At 40.7% G+C, this 21,834-nt stretch carries 13 protein-coding genes; 7 read left to right on the forward strand and 6 right to left on the reverse strand.

Going from position 1 to position 21,834, the window contains the following annotated elements:
- Positions 1 to 5: 5 nt before the first annotated feature.
- Both DW036_RS05710 and DW036_RS05715 read right to left on the reverse strand, forming a co-directional pair.
- Complete coding sequence (locus DW036_RS05710; RefSeq protein WP_118461979.1) at positions 6 to 1,001, reverse strand: DUF4435 domain-containing protein; 996 nt, start codon at positions 999 to 1,001, stop codon at positions 6 to 8.
- A 20-nt stretch (positions 1,002 to 1,021) separates the two neighbouring features.
- Positions 1,022 to 1,843: an AAA family ATPase gene (locus DW036_RS05715; protein ID WP_118461981.1), complete on the reverse strand. Its 822-nt coding sequence runs from the start codon at positions 1,841 to 1,843 to the stop codon at positions 1,022 to 1,024.
- 91 nt (positions 1,844 to 1,934) lie between these two features.
- On the opposite strand from DW036_RS05715, the gene DW036_RS05720 reads away from it, so the two are divergent.
- Positions 1,935 to 2,849, forward strand: a complete 915-nt coding sequence (locus DW036_RS05720) for a DMT family transporter (RefSeq protein ID WP_118461983.1) — start codon at positions 1,935 to 1,937, stop codon at positions 2,847 to 2,849.
- Between the two features lie 68 nt (positions 2,850 to 2,917).
- Here DW036_RS05720 and meaB read toward each other — a convergent pair whose 3' ends face one another.
- The 4 genes from meaB to DW036_RS05740 all read right to left on the reverse strand — a co-directional run bounded on the left by meaB (position 2,918) and on the right by DW036_RS05740 (position 14,695).
- Complete coding sequence (gene meaB, locus DW036_RS05725; RefSeq protein WP_118461985.1) at positions 2,918 to 4,021, reverse strand: methylmalonyl Co-A mutase-associated GTPase MeaB; 1,104 nt, start codon at positions 4,019 to 4,021, stop codon at positions 2,918 to 2,920.
- 90 nt (positions 4,022 to 4,111) lie between these two features.
- Positions 4,112 to 5,182, reverse strand: a complete 1,071-nt coding sequence (locus DW036_RS05730; protein ID WP_118461987.1) for a DUF1573 domain-containing protein — start codon at positions 5,180 to 5,182, stop codon at positions 4,112 to 4,114.
- A gap of 71 nt (positions 5,183 to 5,253) precedes the next feature.
- A complete protein-coding gene (locus tag DW036_RS05735; protein WP_118461989.1) occupies positions 5,254 to 11,013 on the reverse strand; it encodes an alpha-2-macroglobulin family protein in 5,760 nt (1,919 codons plus the stop codon).
- A gap of 775 nt (positions 11,014 to 11,788) precedes the next feature.
- Positions 11,789 to 14,695, reverse strand: a complete 2,907-nt coding sequence (locus DW036_RS05740) for a hypothetical protein (protein WP_118461991.1) — start codon at positions 14,693 to 14,695, stop codon at positions 11,789 to 11,791.
- Between the two features lie 250 nt (positions 14,696 to 14,945).
- Between DW036_RS05740 and DW036_RS05745 the strand changes: the two genes are divergently transcribed.
- The 6 genes from DW036_RS05745 to DW036_RS05770 form a co-directional block, all read left to right on the forward strand.
- Positions 14,946 to 15,893 (forward strand): site-specific integrase, encoded by a 948-nt coding sequence (locus DW036_RS05745; RefSeq protein ID WP_118462080.1) that lies wholly within the window; start codon positions 14,946 to 14,948, stop codon positions 15,891 to 15,893.
- A gap of 396 nt (positions 15,894 to 16,289) precedes the next feature.
- Entirely contained in the window at positions 16,290 to 19,499 is a 3,210-nt protein-coding gene (locus DW036_RS05750) for a PL29 family lyase N-terminal domain-containing protein (RefSeq protein WP_118461993.1), read from the forward strand.
- 267 nt (positions 19,500 to 19,766) lie between these two features.
- A complete protein-coding gene (locus DW036_RS05755; protein WP_118461995.1) occupies positions 19,767 to 20,069 on the forward strand; it encodes an STAS-like domain-containing protein in 303 nt (100 codons plus the stop codon).
- Positions 20,070 to 20,362: 293 nt separating this feature from the next.
- Entirely contained in the window at positions 20,363 to 20,716 is a 354-nt protein-coding gene (locus DW036_RS05760) for a type II toxin-antitoxin system RelE/ParE family toxin (RefSeq protein WP_007667031.1), read from the forward strand.
- Positions 20,713 to 21,003 (forward strand): helix-turn-helix domain-containing protein, encoded by a 291-nt coding sequence (locus tag DW036_RS05765; RefSeq protein ID WP_007667035.1) that lies wholly within the window; start codon positions 20,713 to 20,715, stop codon positions 21,001 to 21,003. Before DW036_RS05760 ends, DW036_RS05765 begins: the two co-directional genes overlap by 4 nt.
- Before the next feature lie 268 nt (positions 21,004 to 21,271).
- On the forward strand, positions 21,272 to 21,834 hold a 563-nt coding region (locus DW036_RS05770), incomplete at its 3' end, for a phage integrase SAM-like domain-containing protein (protein ID WP_187374556.1).

Here is a 21,834-nt window from a genome sequence, read left to right on the forward strand (position 1 = left end):
TCTCGTCACTTGCTCAGGAAGTCTCCTATATCTTCTTTTAACCACTGATACAAATAAAGGTTCTTATATCCGCTGTTCTTTTTCAACATCAAGCCGACGTTGGTCTGGCTATTCTCATAGCTGGTCAGTTCGTTATGGAATTGCTCGTTGTGAGCAGCCAGACGTTTAATTTCCTGTTCGCGCTCACGACGCAATACGGTACATACGGGGATAAGAAGTTTCATCACAACACCGTCCATGAGGTGATGCCCCTGTATATACAGGTAAGTTGTATCAGGATTCAATCCCAGTCTCTCCAACTCCACGCCTAAAGCCTCCACCGCCTTTATATTTCGCGGAAAGCGCCTGCGCATCTCAGAAAGTTTCTTATCAACGGCCCGCTGCACAGGATCTAACGTCCGTTCGGGATGATGCACATTAACTTCCTGTAAACGGGTGCAGGCATTGAAATCGTACATCGGGAAAGTATATGTATCCCGTTGGCAATAGAACCAGACGTTCCACAGAAAGAGCGGATAAATAATCTGCGAATAGCGTTTCAGGAAAGCAGGAAAGTCTATCAGCATACGGTCGTTCAACGTAGCCTGTACACAAACTTCATGCAAGCTTTCAGCATAGCAATGGAAATTCTCGATGGCATAGGCGTACGTCTGGAATATGTAGGGGCTACTGTTTATCTTATGTGAAACGTTCGTTTTGCCTTGCAGCAGAAAGTCGTAGTCACTGTCCACACAGGCTATCAGGCTCTTGCCCAATTCAGTAGTGTTCAGCGTGTTCATCAGCACCATCTTCTTACCTTTGGCAAGAGAGGTGGCCGAAGGCAGCATCACCTGGAAGTAGTAATCATCCGTCTCGAACTCTGCCAACAATGTGCGCCAGAAAGCTACATCATCGTAACTTTCCACATATGCCACAATACGACGACGCGCCTTCTTGGGATAGAGTTTGTTGGCGGCATTGAAATAGGCGGAGGTGAGATTATGTTTTAAAGAAGTAGCCATAGGTATATTATCACCTTTATTTATATCTCAACCGAAATATCGCTCACTTCCGTCACTGCATCCAGCCAACCTTCCATGATGACGGCGGGAGAATGGGTAGTGAGTATCAGTTGCACATTGGGATTCAGTTCACGTATCATGCTGATAAGTTTCTGCTGCCACTCGATGTGAAGGGAGGCCTCGGGCTCGTCCATAAAGAGGACACAATGGGCATTATCGCGCACCAGCACAGTAAGCAGGATAATCAGCATCTGTTTTTCACCGGAAGAAAGTTTATAAGGCAACAGGCGTTCACCGTCCTGATAGAAGATGATTTCATTGCTGCGGCGATCTATGCTTTTGCGGGTATAACTGAACAACTGGTCCATCAGGTCCTGAAACTTTCGCTTGGGCAAAGAGAGGGAAGCAGCTTGCGAACGCTGTTCCTCATCGCCTGAAAGAAGCTCGATCATCTTGTTGCCAATGTTAACCTGATAGTCAAGATAACGGCGTTGCAAAAGATAGAGTTGCCAGTCGAGTTCGGATTTGACGTTCGGATCAGCCATGCGGGCGGTAAAGTCACCCATTATCAAAGGACGGTCATAGCTGCGGATTACGTCATAAGGGATATACGTGGCATCCGGACGATCGAACGTAATACGTACTCCTTCTATCTCACCATTCTTTATCTCACCCGAAAGCTCTTCCAGATAGTGGACGGAACGGTTAAGAATCGTAGTCTTCCCTACTCCATTGATACCGGAAAGGATATTCACATCGGGACGCAAATCCCAGGCTATGTTAAAGCGATCCCACAACCTGTGTATCTCGATACGTTGGATATAATTGGCTTGTTCTTCCATAGTTTTTGCTTTTAATCAAAGCAAATATACAGGATTATTTTTTAGTTTCCCAAAATAGTTGTTCTTTTGCAGCCTCAAAAACAAAAAGAGTATGAATAAGAATGTACAAGGGCATATATTCGCCCTGACTGCCAACATTTTATGGGGGCTTATGGCTCCTATCGGCAAATCCGCACTTATGGAGTTTTCAGCTTTATCGGTGACCACATTCCGCATGGTGGGTGCGGCAGCTTGTTTCTGGTTGTTGTCCGCATTTTGTAAGTATGAGCATGTGGACCACCGCGATATGCTGAAGATATTCTTTGCTTCACTCTTTGCACTGGTATTCAATCAAGGGGTATATATTTTCGGTCTTTCAATGACTTCACCCATTGATGCCTCCATTGTGACAACCACACTTCCCATCGTGACCATGATTATTGCCGCTATCTACCTGAAAGAGCCTATCACGAATCTGAAGGTACTGGGTATCTTTGTGGGAGCTATGGGAGCACTGACACTTATTTTAAGTAGTCAGACTGCAGGCAGTGGTAACGGTAGCATTATCGGAGATTTACTTTGTCTGGTAGCGCAAATCAGTTTCTCTATTTATCTGACTGTATTCAAGGGGTTATCGCAGAAATATTCTCCCATCACGCTGAATAAGTGGATGTTTATATATGCATCCATGTGTTATATTCCATTCTCCTATCAAGATGTGGCGGGTATTCAGTGGGCAGAGATCTCCACTGCAGCATACGTACAAGTAGGTTATGTGGTAATAGGCGGTAGTTTCCTTGCTTATATCTTCATTATGACTGCACAAAGATTACTGCGCCCCACAGTGGTAAGTATGTACAATTATATGCAGCCCATCGTAGCTTCTATCGCTGCCATTATCATGGGCTTGGGAGTATTCGGCTGGGAAAAGGGAATAGCTATTGCCTTAGTGTTCCTCGGCGTATATATTGTGACGAAGAGTAAGTCGAAGGCAGACTTTGAAAAGGAAGGGAAAATTTGTGATTAACGGTTAATGATTAGTGATTAGCAGGCTACGCTATTATACCGTATGGGCTAATCACTAATCACTCACCACTAATCACTCTTTCTCATTTCCCCGAAATACGTATCCAGCAAGCTTTTTGCAGCAACAAATGAAGTGAGTTTACCTTGCAACACTTGCTGTTCTTTATCCCCCAGCATAGCTTCTATAACCGGATTATGATAGAAACTATCGCGCAGGCGTTCATTGATACTCTCGTACATCCAGTATTTACTTTGTTCATTACGGCGGTAATCAAAGTAACCGTTGTCCTTCACAAAAGCAACGTAATCGTAAATCATATCCCAGATTTCTTTCACTCCCAAGTTATAGAAACCGGAATAGGTCATTACCTGTGGCGTCCATCCTGATTCAGGAGCAGGGAACAAATGCAGAGCATTACGAAACTGATTTGCAGCCAGTTTAGCACGTTCCAGATTATCACCGTCGGCTTTGTTGATAACAATACCGTCGGCCATCTCCATGATGCCGCGTTTGATGCCTTGCAATTCATCGCCCGTACCGGCCAACTGAATAAGCAGAAAGAAATCTACCATAGAATGTACAGCTGTTTCACTCTGTCCTACACCTACTGTCTCTACAAATATCTTATCGAAACCGGCAGCTTCACAAAGAATAATCGTCTCACGCGTTTTACGGGCTACTCCCCCCAAAGACCCTGCCGATGGACTGGGACGAATAAAAGATGCAGGATGAACGGAAAGTTGCTCCATACGTGTCTTATCACCCAGAATACTACCTTTACTACGCTCACTACTGGGGTCGATGGCAAGCACCGCCAGCTTACCTGCATATTTTTCCAATACATGCAGACCGAAAACATCAATGGAAGTACTTTTACCCGCTCCCGGTACACCACTGATACCTACACGGATAGAATTTCCGGAATAAGGCAGGCATTTCTCAATGACTTCTTGTGCCACTGCCTGATGTTCAACTTTCACGCTTTCCACCAAAGTCACTGCCTGGCTTAAAATGGTTACATCACCTTTTACAATGCCTTCTACAAACTCCGCCACGGAAAGCTGACGCTTTCTGGGTTTAGGACGACGATAGGGATTAACAGATGAAGGTTGTTCAATGCCTGCATTGACAACCAGGCCTTTATAGGCTTCATTGTTTTCAGGATGTTCCATGATAAGATTTATAATTTATGATTTACGATTTACGATAGGACTTATGATTTATAGGGCGGTAGAATAGCGTATTATAAATCATAAATCTTATCACTTTGCCTTAATATTGATCTCAACCTTAGGTTGCATCGGATCATTTGTTATCATCAGAATACGCAAATGACGTTTCTTCTTTGCAATATTCTTCTTATCTACCGTCACACGCAAACGGGTAGTTTCTCCCGGCTGCAAAACACTTTTCTTAAGACTTACTCCCAAGGCAGGATTGAATACCTGCAGTTTACTAATCTGCAACGGAGAGCGTCCGGTATTGGTAAGCTGTATATCATGTTTCACTTTATTCTTCTTTGCCAATAAAGCGCTCAGGTCTATATCAGTTTCCGAAAGACGGACTACCGGAGCATTTGCTCTATCCGTATCTGTCATACCGGAAAAGTCGGGTAAAAGGATAGCTGAAAGCGGTATTTCGTTTTCATCACTCACTTTATCTCCTATGAAACGGGACAGGTAAACTGATGCTTGCGTTAAGCCCAAATCAGTCAGTTTTTCTGTATTGAGGGTTAATGTAATCAGTCCCCTCTCACCTTTCTGAAGTACATTGGGTTCCACTTTCATATCCAGATAGGAAGGCAGGTGCATCAATACCGGTTCATACGAACGATCCGACTGATTCACAACTCCAATCCGTATAACAGGCTTTGCGCCACGATGGGTATCAGGGAAATCAATTTCATTCTTATCTATACGAATCTGACCAATCAGATAAGGATAAGTTTTCGTAAAGTCTTTAATCTCGCGCACTACTTCGCCTGTGAAGTGCAAATAAGCCAGATTAGGCTGTGCATTAGAGTAAATAGCCACTGATTTATCAAAGCGGCCCAATGCCTTTGCATCAAACTCCACGGTAATGATACCTTTATCACCGGGGGCAATAGGCGTTTGGGTCCACTGAGCTACGGAACAGGCACAGGAAGGATCTACCTCAGTAAGCACCAAAGGTTGGTCACCGGTATTGGTGATGACATACTGTGCACTGACGGGATGTTTCCACTCAATCTGTCCGAAGTTGTGGGTTTCTTTATTAGATGAAAAACGCGGTTGCGCCGCAGCAGTAAGTGCTACGGCGGCAAACGCATACATACATATCAAGGTTCGTTTCATTCGTTTTCATTTTAGGATGCACAAAAGTAGTTTTTTTAAATGAGAGTTCCTAAAAGGGTGTTTTAAAATTACTACTCTACCTCTACTTTCATGGATGCCGAATGGGCAGCATACTCGGGTGCATAAGCACACTGTATGGTAGCTAATCCAGCCTCATATTGCCCGCTACGAGCCACACGGTAACTGTATTCCAACACATACACACCTTTGCTCAGGCTGTCGAAGAAGAAATTAGTAGAAGCATCCTCTATTTCTACATAATATCCTATTCCGCCGTTCCAGCGATAACCGGAAAGTGAATTCACCGGTTCGAAGCAAGCACCACGCTTGTCTTTCAACTGAACGAAATCCATTGCACGGTCAAGGCGTATCGTCAGACGGGAAACCACTTTATCACCCACAGCCAACTGTGTAGTAGCAGTGACTGGTTGCAGTTCCTTCTTTCCGGTAGCCAAAGTGCGTTCTACATAAAGTTTCTTTTCCACTGCCAATTCACCACCCTGCTGTTTCACGTCAGAAATCGGTGAGAGGTATTGAGCATACACTGCACCCCAGGCAATACCTGCATCCCGTTTTTCTACAGTGATAGATTTGGCACGCAATTCGGGACTGCCTTGTGCAAAGCTTTCTTTAATATATCCCAGTCCGGGAACGGTGGTCTTAGCAGGACTATATGTTTCCAATACTTTATTACCAAGAACAATGCGTACATCACCACGGGTAGCCAACAAATCACTCCCTTGGCAAAGCAATGCATAAACGGCATCCGCTGTTGCAACCGGTGAGTTCCAACTTGTAGTCTGCTTTTGTTTCAGCAACCAGAGCTTCATTTCTTCTACCAAGGCGTCATTGCCGCCTGCCAGACGTAAAGCTTCCATTACTTCCACATGAACAGGAATAGGCTGCATTCCCCAACGGAAGGGCTTTTCATTGAAAGCAAAATAAGCTCCCTGTTCATTGGTTTGCACCAGATGTTCCTTAATGGAAGCAATAAACTCATTAGCCTCAACCGTACGGCCGGCTTTTAGTAGAATGATAGCCGACTGCGCTTTCATTCCCATTTCAGCAGTGTTCAGGTTCTTGCCGACTTTGGAAAGGAAATAACTGTAAGCAGCCCCATTGGCAGCAGGTACTTTCTCACCGGAAATAGCTATCAGATAGAGATAGGTCATTGCCGGATGTGAGAGGGTAGTTATTTTAGCTCCGTCTTTCTCCGCTTTACGAATACTTTTGTATTCCTCCAATGCTTGTTGATGCAGATATTTAAAAGCTGTCTGCTGCATAGAAAGGGCATCACCGGAATTCTTTTGTCCGGTAAGTAAAGGCAAACGAACAAGAAGTTCGGTGATATATCCCGTCATATTACGGCTACCCGGCATCCCTTTATACCAGCTCCATGCGCCATCGGCATCTTGCAGTTCTTTCAATCTGGTAAGAGTGGTTATATTATTATTTGCCAGGTTATTGAGATCAAACAGTGTAGCAATACGGGCCTGCTGGTCAGCTTCTGTAGTGGCCTCCAGTAACCAGGGACTTTCTTCAAGAAGGATATTCTTCACATCCTGATTCTTCTGCAACTGACTGAGGAAAGTTTCTTTCTTACCACCTTGCATGCGCCAACTATCGAATACAGCTTTAATGCGTGGCTGGCTATTGGCAATGTATGAAGCAAGGGAATTGGCATAATATGCGGCAGCCCAGGCAGTAGCATTATCTGTACGAGGTTGGCTCAATACCGGCAATGCTTGTACGGCATACCAGGCCGGATTTCCGGTAAACTCTACTGTCAGACGACGGTCGGTAGCCGTACGGCTGTTATTATTGAACAGGCTGTCCAGAGAGAAAGTACGGGTTTCTTCACCTCGTATCGGCATAGCAAGAGTTTCAGTGATATATTCCTTATCACTCAATACAGGCAACAAGTGTTGCTCGCCATCGCTGAATGTACCGCCATCAGCAATCATGCGTACGCCCAGCATATCCTGTTTATCCGTTACTGTGAAACGGAAGCTTACAGGAACTGTTTTTCCGGCTTCTACTGTGAAAGATTGGCGTTGTGTAGAAATCACTTTATCCGTCATCGGATCAAAGAGTACAAACTTCGTGGTTCCTTTCAGAGCTTTTCCTGTCAGATTGGTAATCGTTGCGGCAATACTGGTCTTATCCCCTACCCGTACGAAACGCGGCATATTAGGAGACAACATAAATTCTTTCACCGTGACTGTTGAAGCATCCAATTTCCCGATCATCATTCCTTTCGTGTGAGAATACCCGCGGAAGTTCCAACGTGTCAGGCTTTGCGGCATGGTGAAGGAGAAGGAAATTTCCCCTTGCTCATTTGTGCGAAGTTGCGGATAGAAGAAAGCTGTCTCTGCAAAGTTCGTACGCAGTTCGGGAGCATCACCAAGTTCTACGGCAGCGCCGGTTTCTTCAGTTGACACCATTTCTTCTTCAAATACCATATCTGCAACATCGGCAGAAGAATCTTCAGCAACCCTCTCTTTCATCCGTGGACTCGCCAATCCCCGTACCTGCACACTTCCGGTCATGGTGGAGTTTTTCATAGCACCATAACCTACTATCAATGCTTCCTGTACACCTTCTTCCGAATAGAAAGTATCATAGACAAATGGAGGCACCTTCCAGTCTCGCATTGGGAAATAACAAGAGTAATAAACAGAGCCTGTATACCCATACGACCAATAAATCTGAGGCACAAACCGAGAATAATTCACATAAAAACTCTGACGATTGGGGTATATCTTATCCAAAGAGGCATCGTACATAGTGGCGAGCATTTCAGCATCGGCAGGTATACCCTGTGGTGTTTTAATGGTCAGGCGCCACTCTTCTTCTTGCCCGGGACGTAACTTGTCACGGAACACATCCCATTTCATTGTCAGTTCTTTATCCGGTCTACGCTTCTGCAAATCCACTTTTTCGAAATAGAGTTCTCCATCCTTGACAAAAGCAAACAGATATTCTATTCCGTCCCCGTATTCTTCTTTATAAGGCACATCAAAACGAACAATGGAATCGGATAATTGAAGTGTTGTACTGCTCAGGCGCTGCTTACCACTGAATATATCCAGCATCACGTAGGTATCTTTAAAGGAAGTTCCCAAACTGAACTGTGCAGGGTGTCCGGCATCAAACTGCGTATTACGTGAATAGAACCAGACGGGCGATGTCACAGGAGGACGATTATCATTATAGGAGAAAAGCACGATATTTTGTTTGTAGTCAACATCCCTACTCTGATCGTCCTTTGCTGTCAGTTGCAGTTCATAAGCGCCGGAAGGCAGATTCTTCCATTCCGGCAATACTACTTCCACATTGGAAGTAAACTGCCCGCTGAAACGAGCTTCAGGCTTTCCATTCACAGTTTGCACCAAACGGTAATCCCCTTTCACCGATACAGGCTCCATATTCAGGTTCCGGGCTACAAAAGTCAGCTGGATACTGTCATCCTTACAGATACGATCTTGTGTATCAACAGACAGAATCAATGAACGGTCTCCGGCAGACAAGGTAGTTACAGAAGTCTGTGTTTCACCGGCCTGATTGGTTACAGAGGCTTCTATCCGATAAGTATAGTAACCGGAAGTAACACCTTCCACACCTTGCAACCGGACAGGAATGGAGAACATTCCGTCATCACCTATCATTACGCTACCTGAAACCAGAGAAATAGTATTTCCATAAGCTCTCCACCACGAGAACTGGCTGCGGGTAACAGTATAATTCAATTCCAACCCCTGCAAGGGCACACCACTGAAAGAACTTACCGTACCTTTCACCTGTACGCTATCTCCTATCTGGTAAGACTCTTTCTGAGAATCGAAGACGATGTCGAATGTAGGACGCTTATATTCTTCCACTTGTACAGATGTCCAACCGTTTGCTTTTCCTGTTCTGATAGAATAAGACCCGTTCAGACAAGCAGTAGGAAGCACAAACTCAGTGGTAAACGAACCAAACTCATTGGTACGGACTTCTTTCTTTCCAATATTAGTATCATTCACATCGGTAAGCTCCACAGTATAAGTCTTATTGGAAAGCACCATAGCCGTATCACCACTTTGGGAATAAGCGATACCTTTTATATAAATTGTTTGTCCCGGACGATACAAAGAGCGATCCGTCAATATCTTCACTGCTTCGGATTCTCTGTCTGTATGATTCCAGGTTCCATTAGAGTTATTATAGATACGCTGCAATGGCATTGCCGTATCAGTGCCTTTCGTGGCAACCAACGAACGGAACTGCTTATTCCACGGTAGTATCACTTTACCCGATGCATCCGTAGTTTTCTGCTCCAATACCTTGTTTTCTCTGGTTCCATAACTTGAATAGAAAGTAATCTGAACATCCGCTACAGGTTTTCCGGTTTCAGCATCCAAGGTCACAACCTCATAATCTTTAGTTGAGAGAGGCATAGTCAATACTTTGAAACGAGTGAGATAAAGGTAATTCTCGGCAGTTCGCCCTTTCTTATCATCAGGTACTACCTGCACTACATAAATACCCGGTTCGTTCGGCAACAACATATGATATGTACTATCTGCCGGAAGGTAATTAGCCGGACGCAACAAAGAAAAGTGTTCCGTTTTTACTTTATGGGCATACTTCTTATAGAAAGCAGGATTAATCACCGGCATATCCGTTGTAGCCTTCGACAGAGTAGTACGGAAGACATTCACCGTAAATCCATCCAAATTACAATGAGTAACCCTCAATTTCAGAGCATCACCGGGATAGGTAACCTTGTCTGCACTAAAGTTCAGTTGCGGCTGCAAAAGACTTTCTTTCAGCTCACGCAATGCAGATATCCGTTTATAGTCGGGGTAAAGGTTGATGGCTTCATCACAAGTTTGCAAAGCCTTTTCATATTCACGTATATTGCGATAATAACGTGCTTTGGCTAAATAAGCCTCTGCACACACATCACGCTTGGCATAATCTTTAATAATGCGGTCCAAGGCACGTAAGTATTGGTTCTGAACTTCACTTTTACCTTCTTTCACAGCTCGCGGACGAAGCAAAACATCTCCTTCCCTGTTACGCCATTCCATATAATCCAGCATAGTCAGTACGGCAGCATCTTCCATGCCGGGCATTTTCCGATAGGTATTTATCATCTGGCCATAAATGCCCATGATGTCTTTCTTTACCAATGAGTCCGTCTCGAACCATGAAACTTTCTGCAAAGCATCAATGGCACGTGATGCCAACAAATGATACATTTCATGGTGATAGTACTCACTTGCATTCCCTAAAATTACAAAAGGAATATAAGTACGCGAAGATGTATTCAACAAATCAGCAGAGTCCTTCAATGCCTCTCCTGTATACTTCATCACCTGCTTCATGAAGAGGTTGCCGCTCCATTCACGAATATCTGCCGGCAAGGCTTCACCTTCCAGATCGAGCGAAGTGCGTTGCCGCAACTCCCATCGGTTATTATCTGCATAATTGGCATAGATACTTGCCACCAGTGAATTCAGTACGGCACGACTGACCGGATTTTGTTCACGCTCCGCCCATTGTTCCAGCCCTTTCAGGTTGACATAGAAGCTATCAGGTGTCAGTACATTCTGAAATGTATTCCGGCACATATAGGCTTTTAACATCTGCGGGGTATTCTTTTCCTGTTCCCCTTTCCGGAATATCTCATCCGTCAGTTTTATCACAGTTTGCGGCAAGCTCTTTTTTTGTGCCTGCTCCACTTGTTTCCACAACTTATCAAACGACTGCGCATGCAGCACGGGCATACAACCCCAAAATGCTGCCAGCAGTATTAAACTACAAATTCTTTGAATTCTTTCCATAGATATTATTCTATTAGTCTTTGTACTAACAACAAAGTAAGGGAATAAAGTTTAAACAAAAGCTGATTTTTATATAAAAAAGCTTTCAAGGGGATATAAAAGAAGCGAGGAATACGTTTTCTGGACGTACTCCTCGCTTCATCAAGTTTAGTTAAAATGCTTTCTTATTTCTTCAGGGTATAACCCATCATCAACATCTCATTCCGACCTACTTCGGCGAGAATGTTTCTCCATGTTTTAAAAATCTTTTTTTTCATAACCTTAAAAATTAAACTAATACCTAAAAATCAAATACACACAATCTAAAAGAGGGGTTTAGTAAATTGTTGAATACCCCCAAACATGCTTATCAGCTTCGCTGATGTGCTTAAAAATTTTCTTTAACGTTTTCATTTTGTTATCCTCCTTAAAAAATCTTGTTATCCTATTAAATACATGTTTTATAACACAAAAATAATACCTTTGTTTAGAACAAACAGCAATATTTGGCAGTAAAGTATGTTTTATAACATATTTCTTGATCTATATCAAAAACAAGAAGATCAAACAAGGAGGGAAGTGGAAAAAATGGCAGAAAAAGGAAAGAGTGACAAGGTATGGGACAATATGACAGAAAAAGAGTGAGGCTGTCTCCCACCGGGGACAGCCTCACACAACAACATTTTACTTTTCACGATGGTGAAAAAAAGGACTATTCTTCACAGAGTAGTTGTTTTATTAAAAAGGTATGCCCCGAAGGACATACCTTATATTAATTGCTTAGGAAAGCAAAGACTTAGTTACCTTCAGTTGATTTAACATCCATGTAAACTGCAGTCTTCACAGTACCCCACTTATAAGTTACGATTACGGGAATCTTAATCTTAAATGCTTGTACATTATTTCCATTATTCTTGTAAGTAAGTGTACCATAGTCACCAACAACAGTAGAATTAGCAGGAGTAATCACAATCTGATTAGTCACTTCAGACAACTTCTTCGTTTCGATGTTGTTACCATTCATGTTAGTTGTAATGTTAGCAATATCAGCTGCAATAGACTCAACTTTATAATAATCATAATAACCAGTACCATCATATTCAACGCCACTTGCACTTGTTCCCTTAGCAAACTTGTAATCTCTCCAGTCGGTCAAGTAAACAAGATCAAGCATCTTCACTGTATAACCTTCATCTGTAGCATCTACGAAGTACTTACCTGTGTTAGCAAATACATTGATCGGACGCAAGAATTCAGCATTGAACTGGCCATCAGTCATCGGTAAACGCATGCTGCACTCATTAGTCAATACCATATCAAGTATAGCAGTGAACGGAGCAACATCATGAGCAGAGATATTCAGGATAGCCTTAGCAGCAGCTGTTTGTTGATATTCAACATTGTTACCAATGATCTTAGCAACTAAAGAAGTTGCATTAGCATACAGTTCTTTACCGTTAGCAGCTACAGTCAATGTATAAGTTGCACCATCATTACCCTGAACTTTAACATTATTGTTTTTATCAGAGAAGATGTATTGATAAGAAATCTTATCCAACTTAAAGTCATCACTTACCTCATTATTCAATTTGAATGAAGGTTTGTTTCCTTCGAATACATTATCAACATTTACAGAGAATGAGCAATCGTTCGGAGTAACACCAGGAACTACTGTATTCATTCTGATATTGTTCATGTTATTGTACCAGTATTCAGAGTTCTTGCTGCCAGTATTGAAGCTTGCAGACGGAGTCTTAACAGTAGCAGTAAATGTAATAGTTACATCAGCACGTGACTTATCATTCTTAGGAACATAAGTAGCAGTTGCAATCAGTTTACCACTATTGTTATTTACGGCATTTACCTGATCTGCAGAAGTTACAGTCCAAGCCAAGCAAACTGTTTCAACATTAGGATCAGCATCGTTCAATTCAACAACTGTACCATATTCACCAACTTTCAGGTCAGCAACTTTCTGGCCATCAGAATTAGTAGAGCTTGACTTCAATTCATAAATTGCGTGGAAGTCTTCCTTAGTCAAACCTAACTTCTGATAGATGTGAACATTCATTTCGTCAAACTTCAGATCGTAAGTTTCAGGAACACATTGCAGTTTGAGGTCACCACATGCCTTCGGATAGTCAGTACCTGCAACATCACCTCTTGTAATCTTAACTTTGATCCAACCTACATTAACAACTTCACCATTAGAAGCATTTTGAAGTTCTACACGTACCAAAGGCATACGACCAACAGCAGCGATAGGATCTTCAGTAATATCACCAACCTTAGCAGTCAAAACAGTACCGTTCAGATTAGCAAAGAAGCTACTCTGGAGAGTCTTGTTATCACCTTGATAGTAGTCAGATAATTTATAAACCAATTTCAAACCATAATCAGCCAACTTATCATTAGCGATAGTCTTATCAGTTCCAACTGTACCAATCTGCGTCATAGGATCTGAGTCAGTCCATTCAGTATAGTGTGTCTCAACATATTTAGACAAATCGATACCCTTTTTGTCATTGTAAGCAACTTCACAAATAGGATCTTTAGTAATTGCATCTTCTGCCTTACCTACCAAACCAGCTGCCGTATTTTTTGCATCAGCACCATACAAGTGAGCTTTATGTGCACCAGCATCTTTAGCATTAGCCAAAACAAAATCTTTCAAAACTGATTTGTAAATAGCAGCATAGTCAGAATTAACCACTTTAGTGCCACCGTTTACTTCTACAGTAGCTTGCAGATTCATCACAGTAATCTTAGAAGCATCAATCTTCTGGATAGCTTCACTGTTACCATTGAATACAACTTTCAAGATACCATCAGTAATAGAACATTTTTCCAAATCAATGTTAGCAATGTTAAATCCAGTAGCACGTGTGCCAACGAATTCTTTATCATCTGCAGACAATACTAATTTAGAGATTTGTTTCATAGTAACACCAACCGGGTTTACATGATAGTAAGCAACCATATCCGGAGTAATATTACTCTTAGAAGCAGGAGTTGCAGGAGCATTCCAAATTTCACCCTTTTCTGTTACAGCTTGGCTCTTAACAGTCCATTTGTCATAAGTCAGGTTAGTAGCTCTCATAGCTTCTACACCGCTCAGGTATGCTTCAGGAACAAAAACCAAGCTTGTCAAAGGCAGTGCATCCTGAATATAGAAATTAGAACTTTCACCATTCTCTGTTACAGTATAACCAATGATTACACCATCTTTCTTAATTGCAGCAATGCTACTTGTTGCTTTCGGAATAGTAACACCTGTTTTAACTCCATCATACAAGATTTCTCCTGCAGCGTTGATCGTCAGCTTCGTAGGATTAAAGCTTTCTGCAACTTCAGAAGTAGGGAGAGTAGCAGATGAAACCTCAGTACCATCTTTCTTCAAAATAACTTTGCCATCCTTTATCTCGATAGTGTAGTTTGGAAGGTTCTGGGCGATTGTGCAAGAAACGCTCTTATCGTTGCTGTCAACGATAGTCAACTTTCCGGTTGCAGCATCGTAAGTTACACTTTTTACCCCATTGTTTCCAATAGCAGTTTTCAAGTCAGTAAGGCTCTGGTTGATTTGACCGATTTCGTTGTCAATACGTTTGATGTCATCATCGTAATCCTTACAGCTGATGAAAGACGTCGTGGCAGCGAATGTCAATGCTCCAAAAAGCACCACTTTAACAAATCTTTTTCTCATAATTGCTTTTAATTTACATTAATAATATATTATTAAACACTCAGTTTCAATAGAACAATTCTATACGTTTACATTTTTTAGTACGATAATATTTCTTTTACGAAGAGGCTTTTCCTCGTCCGTTACTTTATAGGTAACGGCATAAAATACCGTGCAAATATAATTGATTTTATATAATTGTGCAAATAAAGCTGTTTTTTTTGTGATATTCATTAAAAAAAGAGTAATAGTATTCAAAAAACATTCGATTATGAAACAAAAGTTATTATTGGAAATGCTATCCACCACCATTCAGGAGCTTCGTGCTAATGGTCAATGGGGCACTGCTCACGTTTATCGAAGTGCCCGCAATTCTTTTTCTACATTTAATAATAATAAGGATATACCATTTTACAAATTGGATCCTAACTTATTAAAAAGCTTTGAGATATATCTTCGTCAACGCAAATGTAGTTGGAATACGGTTTCTACTTATATGAAAGTATTAAGAGCTATTTATAACCGAGCAGTAGACAATGGATATGCTTTATATGTTCCGCGACTTTTCAAGCATGTGCATACAAGTGTGTGTGCGGATCAAAGAAGGGCTTTAGAGGTTTCTGATATAGGGAATCTGCTTTGTGAGACAGAAAAAGCAGCCACGTGTGGTTCTTTACCTATAGAGTTGCAAACTACGAAGAACATATTCGCACTCATGTTCTTACTACGCGGTATTCCGTTTGTAGATTTGGCATATTTGCGTAAAGCGGATATTCAAGGTAATACTCTAAGATACCGTAGGCGAAAGACTGGACGTTTATTGACTGTAATGTTGACACCAGATGCTATGAAACTTATACGTATAGTAGCTAAAACAAAGCCGGAATCTCCTTATCTTTTTCCCTTTTTATCAAGCCCAGAAGGTACAGAAGCTGCTTATCATGAGTATCAATCATCCTTAAGGATGTTTAATTATCGATTATCCCGATTAAAAAAATATATGAAAACTGCTGCCCATCTAAGTTCCTATACTATTAGGCATACATGGGCAACAATGGCATATTATTGCGAAATACATCCAGGTATTATATCAGAAGCGATGGGGCACTCGTCTATCAAAGTGACGGAAACTTACTTAAAGCCGTTCCAAAATGAGAAAATAGATAATGCTAATTCGCAAGTTATCTCTTATGTGAAAGAATACGCAAGTATTGTTTAGAGATTTATTAGAATAATAATCGGTTTTACGTTCACCCCGGGGAATAATATTCTTCGGGCATATTTTTGTGTCCCTACTCTTCTAATGTTTTTTTGCGTCATATTGCTCAATATTAATTAATTGCATATTCTATCTAAGTATTTTAGCTTGAAAACCTCTTTGTTTTCTCTTTTTTTGCCAATGTCAACATTATCGCAGTATTCAAAATTTACAGAATATATCAATAGCTAATGGCTAAAAATTATGAGAAGTTACATTTCTTAGAAAAGGTTAAATCAATTATTTGATTTAGACTCTGTTACCTATAAAGTAACGGTTTTAAGAAGGTGAGGTTTTAGAAATGAATTTTTATTATTCTTTATTTTTTTAAATTTATAAATTTAAAGTTTTTTTATTATGAACAAAAAATTTCTAAGTGCAATCCTGTTTGGAGCTTTGATGATAGGTTCTACAGGAACGTTCACGTCTTGTAAGGACTACGATGACGACATCAAGGACTTGCAGGGGCAGATTGATGCCAACAAAACTGCGATTGACAAGATCAATGCTTTGATCAATAGCGGTTCTGTTATTACTGGCGTTAATAAAACGGATAAGGGTGTAACCGTTACATTAAGTAATGGTAACTCTTTTGATTTGACCAATGGAAGCAATGGTACTGATGGCAAGGCAGGTTCTGTTGTTGAAATCGGCGAGAATGGCAATTGGTGGATTGACGGTAAGGATACCGGAAAACCGTCACGTGGGGCATCAGGTTCTGCCGGAACTAGTGCTTCTACCATTTACTATGTTCCTGGAACATCAGGCGATGAAAAAGGGGTTTGGGTAAAGGTTACAGTAGCAGCCGATGGTACCGAAACAAGAGAGGCTACAAGCAATACTTGGTTGCCTGCAGGTACTATAACTGCTGTTGCTGATGACAATACTATTACATTGTTCAATGTGAGTGGTGTAGATGGCGGTAAAGTGGTATTGGCAAGAAGTAATAGTTTCTTGAGCTCCTTGAGCTACATGACAACTAATATCAATGAAGATTTGGGTAAAGTTGCATTCTTCCCTGTTATTGGTTATGACTACGCTTCTTGGGAAAACAGTCCTATTTATGAGCATAATTCAAGCAAGAAAGATACAAAGGAAGATGCTAAATACATTACGATGTATGAAGGTTGGTTGAACATGAACTATAAGGTTAACCCTGCCACTATATCAAAAGATGCATTTACTGTTCTAGGATTCGATCATGGAAAGGCCTATACAACCAGAGCTATTGCTCAAGAGTTAACTATTGGCACATGGGGGCTGAATGATGGTACCTTGTCTGTTCCTATCAAAGGTTTGCAGATGATGCACTATGGCAACCTCTTTGATGATCCATTGGTGAAGAATGGTGGTAAGGGTATTGAGCAAAAAGATAAGTTCGGAAACCAAGTTGATGAATTGGCTCTTCAGGTAAAGAATAGCAAGGAAAGTGCAGCTGCTGACGGTGTTGTTACTTCTGAGTACATCACAATGAAGCGTATGGTAGTTGAACAGGAAGATGTTATGATTGGTCTAAATAAAGATATCAATTTGGACAAAGCCGTAACATTAAACCGCGACTTACACCGTATGTATCCGCTTGCTTGGAGTGCAGATAAGAAGAATACTTATAAGGCGGATCTTGCTGTGAATATCAACGTTCCTTTCGATGGTATTACAGATTTGAGCGAATATCTTGAAGAATATGCTATCCGTATTCATACTAATACTGGATATGATAAAGGTAAAGGCATCAATGAACTTGATGGCAAGAATTCTGAGTGGCAAGCTACTTTGACAGAACTTGGATTTGACAAGCTTTCTTTGGAATATGCTATCGAACCTTATACAAAAGCTCAGGTAGACCAGAGTGAAGGTGCGGAAATATACGACAAAGAAGAAGTGATGAAGTATCTCGTATTGGACGGAAGCAAAATTTCATTCCATAAGGAAAATACAGCTTCTATTGGTCGTGAACCGATGATCAAGGTTTCATTATATGCAGGTGAAGGTGATAACAAATTATTGGTTATGACTAAGTTGCTGAAATTGAAAGTTGTTCGTAATATCCAGCAAGATAAGTTACCAATAGCACTGGATCATTTAAAAGATCAGATACTACCGTGTCAGCCATTTGATGGGGAAAATACTTTGGGTGGATATATTGATATGGATAAGGTATTCAATGCTTTGAACATGAGTAAGGAACAGTTTGTTAATACTTATATTCGTTTAGCTACTGACTGGTGGAATTATCAACGAGGAACACTCGTTATTAAGAAAGATGGCAAAATTCTTGATGCAGATCATGCTAATGCTGTTTATATGAATATTCAAAACGTAGAATGGTATGAAGATGGTACATACCAAAACAACAGATTGCCACTGTATATTAAACCTTATGCATTACCGGGTTTATATACCGTAGAAATCACATACGAAACTAAGTCTACTGAAGCTGCTTACAAACAGGTTGTCATTACAGATGAATTTAGGATTGATTATCCTGAAACTTCATTGACTTACAATCCTAATATGTGGAACGGCACTGAAAACATGCTGGTTTATGGTCATGCAACGAACAATAGTGACTATGACAACCCGCTTGTAATGGAAGGTTACCTTGAAAATGGCTTCACTAAGTATACCGGTTCTTCTTGTCCGAAAGCTACTTCTACGTTGCATTTCGAAATTATCACAGATAATAGTACAGAAGGTCAATACAATAAGGCAAACTTCTATGCTGATGGTGCTTGGCGCGTAACAATCGCAGAAGTAACTGATGGTACAGGTGCTGTTAAGCATCAGATAAAATTGGATGCTACATGGGATGCTACAGCCGGTAAATATGGTAACTTCAAGTATGCTAAGATGGTAAACAAGAACATTAAGGTTAGAGCTTACTCTATCTTCAATGGTATTCTTGACTGCCCGAACCATGATGCAACTACTCCTGTTTGTGGTACAGCGAAAGCACACAAAGCAGGCTGTGTAAACAATGCTACGAATAGCGCAATCTTTGATGTTAAGTTCGTTAATCCGGTTGCATTTGCTGATTATACTAACGACAAGTGGTATCTGATTGACAAAGCTCCGTCAACGACTGAATACGGTTATCAAGTTCCGTTGTACAGACTGTTCAGAATATATGATACTCACAAGTCTACAACTAACGGTATCATTTGGGAACCGACTCAGCAACAAGGCTGGTGGGAACAAGGTTCAAACAAGGATAAAGTTGGTGTAGGTCTGCGTACTTTGCACGGATTGAAGATCACTTACGTTGTTGACATCGCCAAGAATAAAGTATTGGCTGACGACGGTGTATTGACCAATGTACGTGTTGATGGTCTGTCTTTGCAAAATGGTAAGGTAGAGAGTGAAGGTCCTGGTATCCTTACTTGGGTTAACTCCGGTGATGCAGTTATCAGTGCACAGCCAATCGTTGTTACCATTAAAGCTTACTATGGTTGGGCTCCTACGGATTATACTGAACACAATGTTACAGTACAGGTTTATCCGGCAGACAAGGAACGTCCGGTAACATTGCCGACTCCGGGTATTGTAACGGATGGAACAAAGTATTAATAACATACTGATTCTTTAAGAGTGGAAGAGGGTGTTCGAAACACACCCTCTTCTTATTAACAACATAACTACTCTGTGAAGAATAGTCCTTTTTTTCACCATCGTGAAAAGTAAAATGTTGTTGTGTGAGGCTGTACCCAGTGGGAGACAGCCTCACTCTTTTTATATAGATAATCGGAAGTGGATACATATTCGTTTATAATGAAATAGAATATAGAAACAATCGTTTCTTTTTTCAAGTGTATAGTATATCTTTGCTATTGTAATATGGAAACGACAGTATTCAAATTTAGATCATTCGGTGAAAACCTTGGAGCCCGGGTTTTGGGTGAAAAGGTTCGTCAGGACTTGATAGCAACTATCGAATCCTCTGAGTGTGTGATTTTAGACTTTGAAGGAGTGAATGTTGTTTCCAATTCATTTGCAGATGAATGTATCGCAAAACTGATCCCTATTTTAGGGTTTAATAAGTTGAAGCAAAAAACTACTTTTAGAAATATAAATGACTTTGCACGAAAAAATGTTCTGATAGCCCTTCGACGGAGATTGTCCATAATATGTGCAGAATAACTTAATATAGGAAGAGGTGGTATTTTATGAATATCGCCTCTTTTTTCTTTTCCCCAAGCAAACCATTTTTAGGACTTTTCTATAAAGATACAACATGACGTGAGAGAACTTAAAAGCCATGTAATAAAACCAGATGAAGCAGAAAAGACACAGATGTATTGCTGTGACTGGAGGAAGGAATCTTGCCTTACTGTCAATTTACCTATTTTGCGTGAATGTTAAACACAATGCAATATTGAAAAAAGTATCTTGTTTTTCTTGCATACATGTAACTTATAAATTACCTTTGCTCTATGAAAGTTAGAGAAGTAGTAACATATAAAGGCTATTTTGATGAGTTTTTCAAGCAACAACCGCAAAAGGTTCGTGATAAAATCATCAAAGTATTAGATATTATCGAGCAGATAGACCGAATACCCTTGACATACCTAAAATACATTGAGGGGACTAATGGGTTATTTGAGGTTCGTGTACAGCTTGGCAATAATATATTTCGTATCTTTTGTTTCTTCGATGGTAACAAGTTGGTAGTTCTATTAAGTGGCTTTCAAAAAAAGACCCAAAAGACACCCTCCGAAGAAATAAAAAGAGCTGAACGCCTGATGACTGATTATTACGAAGAAAAAGGAAAGGAGACATTCAAATGAATACAAAGACATTAGATCAGATTAAAGATGAATATTACGGTGAAGTCGGGATGCCGGAACGGGATCGGCTCGAACGAGAACTTGTGGCTTTGCGCATCGGTTTCAAAATACGAAGTGCCAGAGAGAAATTGGATTTGACACAGGCAGAACTTGCAAGTCGTATTGACAAGAAACGAACATTTATATCAAAAGTCGAAAATGATGGGGAGAATATTACTCTCAAAACATTGTTTGATATTGTAGAGCGTGGACTTGGCGGTAAACTTAATATTGAGGTTCAGCTATGATATTTTAATTTAAAAAAGGTAACGCTTCCACTAACAATGGGAGCGTTACTTTTTTGTTTAGGCATTTCTCTCGCTTTATCTCGCATTCGTATTTTCGCTTTTCTTCTTGGGGATGAAACCTTGTAGGTTCAAAATGCAAGATTGCTTAAATGGGCTGAAATCCACCTAATTCTAAATGTCACTTTCATATTCTCTATAAAGAGTGTAATTTCATATTCATGTTCATTTTATATATATTGCACGATGAAATTATATAAATTATTTAGGAATGAATAGAAATGAAGTTACTTTACAGAAGATGTTCTCAATAATAATTGAGGAACTTCGTGAAAACAGCCGATGGGGAACTGCGCATATCTATCAGGCTACGTCAAATGCCTTTTCTGCATTTGTAAACAATCAGGAACTGCCCTTACGTAAATTAAATTCCGCAATACTGAAGCGGTTTGAGAACCATCTGAGGCAGCGGAACTGTAGTTGGAATACGGTTTCTACCTACATAAAAACAATACGCTCTGTCTACCACAGAGCTGTTGATATGAAATGCGCCCGGTATATACCAAGACTGTTTGAACACGTTTATACGGGTACGCGTGCAGATAGAAAGAAATCATTGGAAACATCGGATATAAGCTATCTGGTTCGTCAAACGGAAATGAGCATACAAGAGACAAATTATTTATCTCAGAATCAGCAGACAAAGGTCTTTTTCGTTCTTATGTTTATGCTGCGTGGCATTCCGTTTGTCGACCTGGCCTATCTGCATAAAAGAGATCTGCAGGGCAATGTATTGTCTTACCGTCGTCGTAAAACAGGACGGGCTTTGACGGT

It is taken from the genome of Bacteroides sp. AF39-11AC (genome assembly GCF_003474285.1).
In the GTDB taxonomy this organism is placed as follows: domain Bacteria; phylum Bacteroidota; class Bacteroidia; order Bacteroidales; family Bacteroidaceae; genus Bacteroides.

Excerpts from the sequence above, each read along its gene's own strand:
- DW036_RS05750 (WP_118461993.1), top strand. The coding sequence starts at position 16,290 with ATGAACAAAAAATTTCTAAGTGCAATCCTGTTTGGAGCTTTGATGATA.
- DW036_RS05765 (WP_007667035.1), top strand. The coding sequence starts at position 20,713 with ATGAATACAAAGACATTAGATCAGATTAAAGATGAATATTACGGTGAA.
- DW036_RS05720 (WP_118461983.1), top strand. The coding sequence starts at position 1,935 with ATGAATAAGAATGTACAAGGGCATATATTCGCCCTGACTGCCAACATT.
- DW036_RS05755 (WP_118461995.1), top strand. The coding sequence starts at position 19,767 with ATGGAAACGACAGTATTCAAATTTAGATCATTCGGTGAAAACCTTGGA.
- DW036_RS05760 (WP_007667031.1), top strand. The coding sequence starts at position 20,363 with ATGAAAGTTAGAGAAGTAGTAACATATAAAGGCTATTTTGATGAGTTT.
- DW036_RS05710 (WP_118461979.1), bottom strand. The coding sequence starts at position 1,001 with ATGGCTACTTCTTTAAAACATAATCTCACCTCCGCCTATTTCAATGCC.
- DW036_RS05730 (WP_118461987.1), bottom strand. The coding sequence starts at position 5,182 with ATGAAACGAACCTTGATATGTATGTATGCGTTTGCCGCCGTAGCACTT.
- DW036_RS05735 (WP_118461989.1), bottom strand. The coding sequence starts at position 11,013 with ATGGAAAGAATTCAAAGAATTTGTAGTTTAATACTGCTGGCAGCATTT.
- DW036_RS05715 (WP_118461981.1), bottom strand. The coding sequence starts at position 1,843 with ATGGAAGAACAAGCCAATTATATCCAACGTATCGAGATACACAGGTTG.
- DW036_RS05740 (WP_118461991.1), bottom strand. The coding sequence starts at position 14,695 with ATGAGAAAAAGATTTGTTAAAGTGGTGCTTTTTGGAGCATTGACATTC.
- DW036_RS05745 (WP_118462080.1), top strand. The coding sequence starts at position 14,946 with ATGAAACAAAAGTTATTATTGGAAATGCTATCCACCACCATTCAGGAG.
- meaB (WP_118461985.1), bottom strand. The coding sequence starts at position 4,021 with ATGGAACATCCTGAAAACAATGAAGCCTATAAAGGCCTGGTTGTCAAT.